Annotated in this window: 8 protein-coding genes and 1 pseudogene; all 9 read left to right on the plus strand. The window is 45.9% G+C overall.

Annotated features, from left to right (window positions below; translation table 11 throughout):
* Positions 1–184 precede the first annotated feature (184 nt).
* Positions 185–544: a hypothetical protein gene (locus A2F46_RS11365; protein ID WP_066570561.1), complete on the plus strand. Its 360-nt coding sequence runs from the start codon at positions 185–187 to the stop codon at positions 542–544.
* Positions 545–674: 130 nt separating this feature from the next.
* The gene (locus A2F46_RS11370) at positions 675–872 is read left to right on the plus strand and encodes a hypothetical protein (protein ID WP_066570563.1); all 198 of its coding nucleotides are present in this window, start codon (positions 675–677) and stop codon (positions 870–872) included.
* A complete protein-coding gene (locus tag A2F46_RS11375) occupies positions 862–1,140 on the plus strand; it encodes a type II toxin-antitoxin system RelE/ParE family toxin (protein ID WP_066570565.1) in 279 nt (92 codons plus the stop codon). The genes A2F46_RS11370 and A2F46_RS11375 overlap by 11 nt, the downstream gene beginning before the upstream one ends.
* 119 nt (positions 1,141–1,259) lie before the next feature.
* Positions 1,260–1,382: a hypothetical protein gene (locus A2F46_RS13315; RefSeq protein WP_255358769.1), complete on the plus strand. Its 123-nt coding sequence runs from the start codon at positions 1,260–1,262 to the stop codon at positions 1,380–1,382.
* Positions 1,379–1,840 (plus strand): virB8 family protein, encoded by a 462-nt coding sequence (locus A2F46_RS11380; protein ID WP_255358770.1) that lies wholly within the window; start codon positions 1,379–1,381, stop codon positions 1,838–1,840. Before A2F46_RS13315 ends, A2F46_RS11380 begins: the two co-directional genes overlap by 4 nt.
* Before the next feature lie 26 nt (positions 1,841–1,866).
* A complete protein-coding gene (locus A2F46_RS13320; protein WP_255358771.1) occupies positions 1,867–2,088 on the plus strand; it encodes a type IV secretion system protein in 222 nt (73 codons plus the stop codon).
* Positions 2,089–2,162: 74 nt separating this feature from the next.
* Positions 2,163–2,926, plus strand: a pseudogene (locus tag A2F46_RS11385) (TrbG/VirB9 family P-type conjugative transfer protein).
* Positions 2,927–2,937: 11 nt separating this feature from the next.
* Entirely contained in the window at positions 2,938–3,642 is a 705-nt protein-coding gene (locus A2F46_RS12720; protein WP_066570567.1) for a hypothetical protein, read from the plus strand.
* The coding region (locus A2F46_RS12725) for a TrbI/VirB10 family protein (protein ID WP_197457661.1) at positions 3,633–3,884 on the plus strand (252 nt) is incomplete at its 3' end. The genes A2F46_RS12720 and A2F46_RS12725, both read left to right, overlap by 10 nt.

Genomic DNA, 3,884 nt, shown 5'->3' on the forward strand with positions numbered 1-3,884 from the left:
GGTGGCGGACTTGGTTCGTTTTCGCATGGCATGCGCAATACGGTTAATTTCGGCCGAGCAATGAGCGGCGTGGGCCGCAGTGCCGCAAGTGCTGCGGGTAAATTAAGGGGCTCAGGAGGCAGTGTAAGTAAAGGATAAATAGCTAAAATCATTGAAAATATAGATTATCGAATAGAGGGTCTTAATGATGAAAAAGCTCAAGATTGTCTTGTTATTGATCTTAGGTTCTTTCGTGCCTTTTGTTTGGGGTGGAATGCTGCTATGGTGGTTTTTTAAACGCGCCACAAAAAATTTAACCTGGGGCAAAATATACCTCACCCTAATTGGCACTTATGCTCTTTTTGTCTTGCCTGCGGGTTCCATAATAGATTACTTCTTCCATACCACTATAAAAATGGATTACTTATGGCCTGCTTTGTTTGATTTTACTGGCTTATGTACTCTCTTGTTTATGGTTGCCGGTTTCTTCAATCCCCCTTTGGTCGCTGTTTACGATGAATACAAACCGGATATTTATCGGAATGGACACAAGGTAAATAGTTAGTTTCACGAATGGTCTTGTTTTTTACAACCGCAATTTACTGATTTACTATCAAAATGTTTTAGAAGTAAAATAAAGCCGTTAAGTGCGCTAACACTTAACGGCTTATGCTTATCACACGGGAGGCCATCACATGAACACCGCCTTAAACCTAGATCCAATCGTTTCTCAATTTGACACTCAACAACAGGCCGATGAATACAACCAGTGGCTAACCAAAAAGGTTGAAGCATCGTTAGCCAGTGACAAGTGGCATTCACATGAAGATGTGATAGCGTACTCAGCACACCGTCGAGCTGAATTGTTGTCAGGTTTGAAAAATGCTGATTAAGTGGTCTGACAACGCATTAATCGATTTGGACATTATTGTCCGCTACATTTTTCAACATAATCCAGTAGCAGCGCTTGAGATTGAAGAATTAATTCTGGATTCAGTCCAAAACTTGGGAACCACACCATATATTGGTCGAATTGGCCAAGTTTTCGGCACGCGTGAACTGGTCGTTCACCCAAACTACATGATTGTGTATTGCATCAATGACCACATGCTGGAAATTGCGGCAATAGTGCATACAAAAAGACACTATCCAAGTCCTTAAATCACTATTCCGCTCACATACAGAAGCCCGTTACTGTTCGTAGCGGGCTTTTGCTTTGTTCAAGCCACTAATCTCAAATTGGTGGCTTTTCTTTTTGCCTTTTATTTTAAGGAAGTCATATGAACAAAATTCTCATGTTGCTGACTGTGTGCGCATTGGCTGCTTGTGCAACTAAAGCACCCACGCCCCACGGCCCTGCATTTCCGATTAACCAATCACAACTAAAGGACGTTGCTAAATGACTCAAACGCCTAAAAAGCCAAGCAAATCTACTACTAATCGAGATGGCCAAACTTTTATCCAGGCGGCCAAATCATTTGAGAAAGCCGAAATTGATACTGTGCGAAGAAATAGCAAAATCGCATGGAAAATAGCCGGTGCCTGTTTGCTTCTAACTGGTTTAGCCGTTGGTGCTGTTGCTGGACTTACGCCTCTGAAGACAGTAGAGCCATTTGTGGTGCGCGTGGACAATAACACCGGGGCAACCGACATCGTGACCACAATCAAAGCGTCTCAAAATACCTACGGTGAAGTAATCGACAAGTATTGGCTCGCACAATACATACGCTATCGTGAAGGCTATGACTGGCAAACCATTCAAGATAGCTACGATGCGACCATGTTGTTGAGTGCCCCATCGATTCAAGCTGAGTTTGCCAAGCTCTACAAAAACAACCCCAATGCACCACACTTGTCCTGAAAGATCAATATAAGGTTGTGGCCAAAGTGAAAGCCATTAGCTTTATTGGCAATACGGCTCAGATTCGTTTTGATAAGACCATGCAACCAGTTGCCGGTGATTTGAGTAAAACTTTTCCGGTTCAGCCTTTGATTGCCACGGTTGCATTTGAATACAGCGATAAGCCACAGTCTGAAAAAGACCGTTTGATTAACCCGCTTGGCTTCCAGGTAACCAGTTATCGCGTTGATCCAGAAACGGCACCTTAAGGGAAAAACCTATGAAACGACAATTTGAACATCTATGTGCGGCGGCCATTTTGGCCGCCATTTCTTTGCCTGTGATGGCGGAAGCCATTCCCAAAGCGGGTACGCATGATAGCCGCATTCAAACGGCGGTTTATCAACCAGACCAGGTGTACCACGTCCGCTCACAAATAGGTCGAGCTTCAATGGTTCAACTGGAAGAAGGCGAGACCTTGAGCGGCGACAATGCTGCCTTGGGGATGGGGGATGCCGATGCCTGGAAAGTGGCCGTTAAGGGCAACACGATCATTTTCAAGCCAACAGTTACCCGACCGGAAACCAATCTTTTAATCACAACCAACAAACGCACTTATGCTTTTGCGTTATCGCTGGCAAGCCCTAAGCGCAAACAATCACCAACCTACATTTTGCGATTACCTACCCGGATACCCTCCAAAAGCAGAATGCTCTGGTCGCTGAAAAAATGGCCAAAGCAATGGAAGCAATGCAGTCTGTGAATGGTAAAGCCAATACGATCCAAATCAGTAATACCAATTATTGGGGGTATGGCGATAAAGCATTGGCACCCACGGCTGCTTGGGACAATGGACGTTTCACTTATTTCAGTTTCAATAATGCCAAGGATTTGCCGACGATTTACAAGATTCTTACAGACGGCACTGAAACCCTGGTGAATTCACACATTGATGGCGATACCGTGGTCGTACATGAAACCGGTAAAACCTTCATTTTACGTCTAGGCAAATCTGTGTTGGGTATTGATAACCGCGGCTTTGATGCTGTTGGCCAATTTAATCGCACTGGTACTAATGACAACAGTTCTGTGCGCATTGCCAAATAAGGATAAGTAACATGGGAATTATTAAAAAAATTGTTGAGCGTAAACGACAACAAAGCCAGGTAACCGATTTCACTCAACCTGAAGAACATCAAGAGCCTTTATCGGACATCGTGAAAGATGAAGATGTAGAAATGGGCTTGCCGCTGAACGATCCCGGGGCCAAAAAAAGCAACATGAGCAAAGTAGCCATGTTAGGCGTGGGCCTTGTTGCGGTCGGTGCGATTGTTGCGGGTGTGATTGGGTTTGCTTCAGGCGGAGATGAAACCACAGTTGCGGCAGCGAGTGATCCTACTGCGGGGGTTAAGAACATGAACCCGAATGACTTCAACGCGGATAAAGACAAATTGGCATTAGAACAGGCGATGGCGACTTCAGCGCCGGCATCAGCCAGTGAACCCGGTGTTGGCGAGGTTGATTCAACTGAGTCTGTTGCTACAGCGGATGCGGCACCAGCCCCTACGGACGCGCCAACTCAAACAGCATCAACGGAACCGGTGTTAACGCCAGGACAAATTAATCGTAATCGGCGACTGGGCGGTGAAGTTATTTTGCCAGTCGCGCAGAATGCGGTGCTGGGCGCAGACAGTGGCGGCCAAGCCACCACTGTTGCCGATGACGGTTCTTCAAGTAATCCAGGAGGCTTTGCTGGCAAACTCAATCCAACCAATACCGCCAGTGCGAAGGCTACACAGCGTGGAGATTTGTCATGTTACTGACCAAGGGCACCAGCATTCGCTGTGCGCTTGATACCCGCATCATTACGACACAACCTGGATTTACCCGATGCCAGGTAATGCGTGATATTTACAGTGCCAACGGTAAAGTATTACTGCTGGAACGGGGCAGTAAAATCATTGGTGAGCAAACTTCAGCATTGGTGCAGGGACAGGCTCGTGTCTTTGTATTGTGGAACGAAGTAGAAACGCCCAATGGCGTCAAGATTTCTATTGCCTCTCCT

Origin of the sequence: Snodgrassella sp. CFCC 13594 (assembly GCF_001590725.1) — a bacterium.
Classification (GTDB): domain Bacteria; phylum Pseudomonadota; class Gammaproteobacteria; order Burkholderiales; family Neisseriaceae; genus Snodgrassella.

What these genes read in the sequence shown, in the direction of transcription:
- A2F46_RS11365 (WP_066570561.1), top strand. Translation starts at nt 185, where the DNA reads ATGATGAAAAAGCTCAAGATTGTCTTGTTATTGATCTTAGGTTCTTTC.
- A2F46_RS11370 (WP_066570563.1), top strand. Translation starts at nt 675, where the DNA reads ATGAACACCGCCTTAAACCTAGATCCAATCGTTTCTCAATTTGACACT.
- A2F46_RS11375 (WP_066570565.1), top strand. Translation starts at nt 862, where the DNA reads ATGCTGATTAAGTGGTCTGACAACGCATTAATCGATTTGGACATTATT.
- A2F46_RS13315 (WP_255358769.1), top strand. Translation starts at nt 1,260, where the DNA reads ATGAACAAAATTCTCATGTTGCTGACTGTGTGCGCATTGGCTGCTTGT.
- A2F46_RS11380 (WP_255358770.1), top strand. Translation starts at nt 1,379, where the DNA reads ATGACTCAAACGCCTAAAAAGCCAAGCAAATCTACTACTAATCGAGAT.
- A2F46_RS12720 (WP_066570567.1), top strand. Translation starts at nt 2,938, where the DNA reads ATGGGAATTATTAAAAAAATTGTTGAGCGTAAACGACAACAAAGCCAG.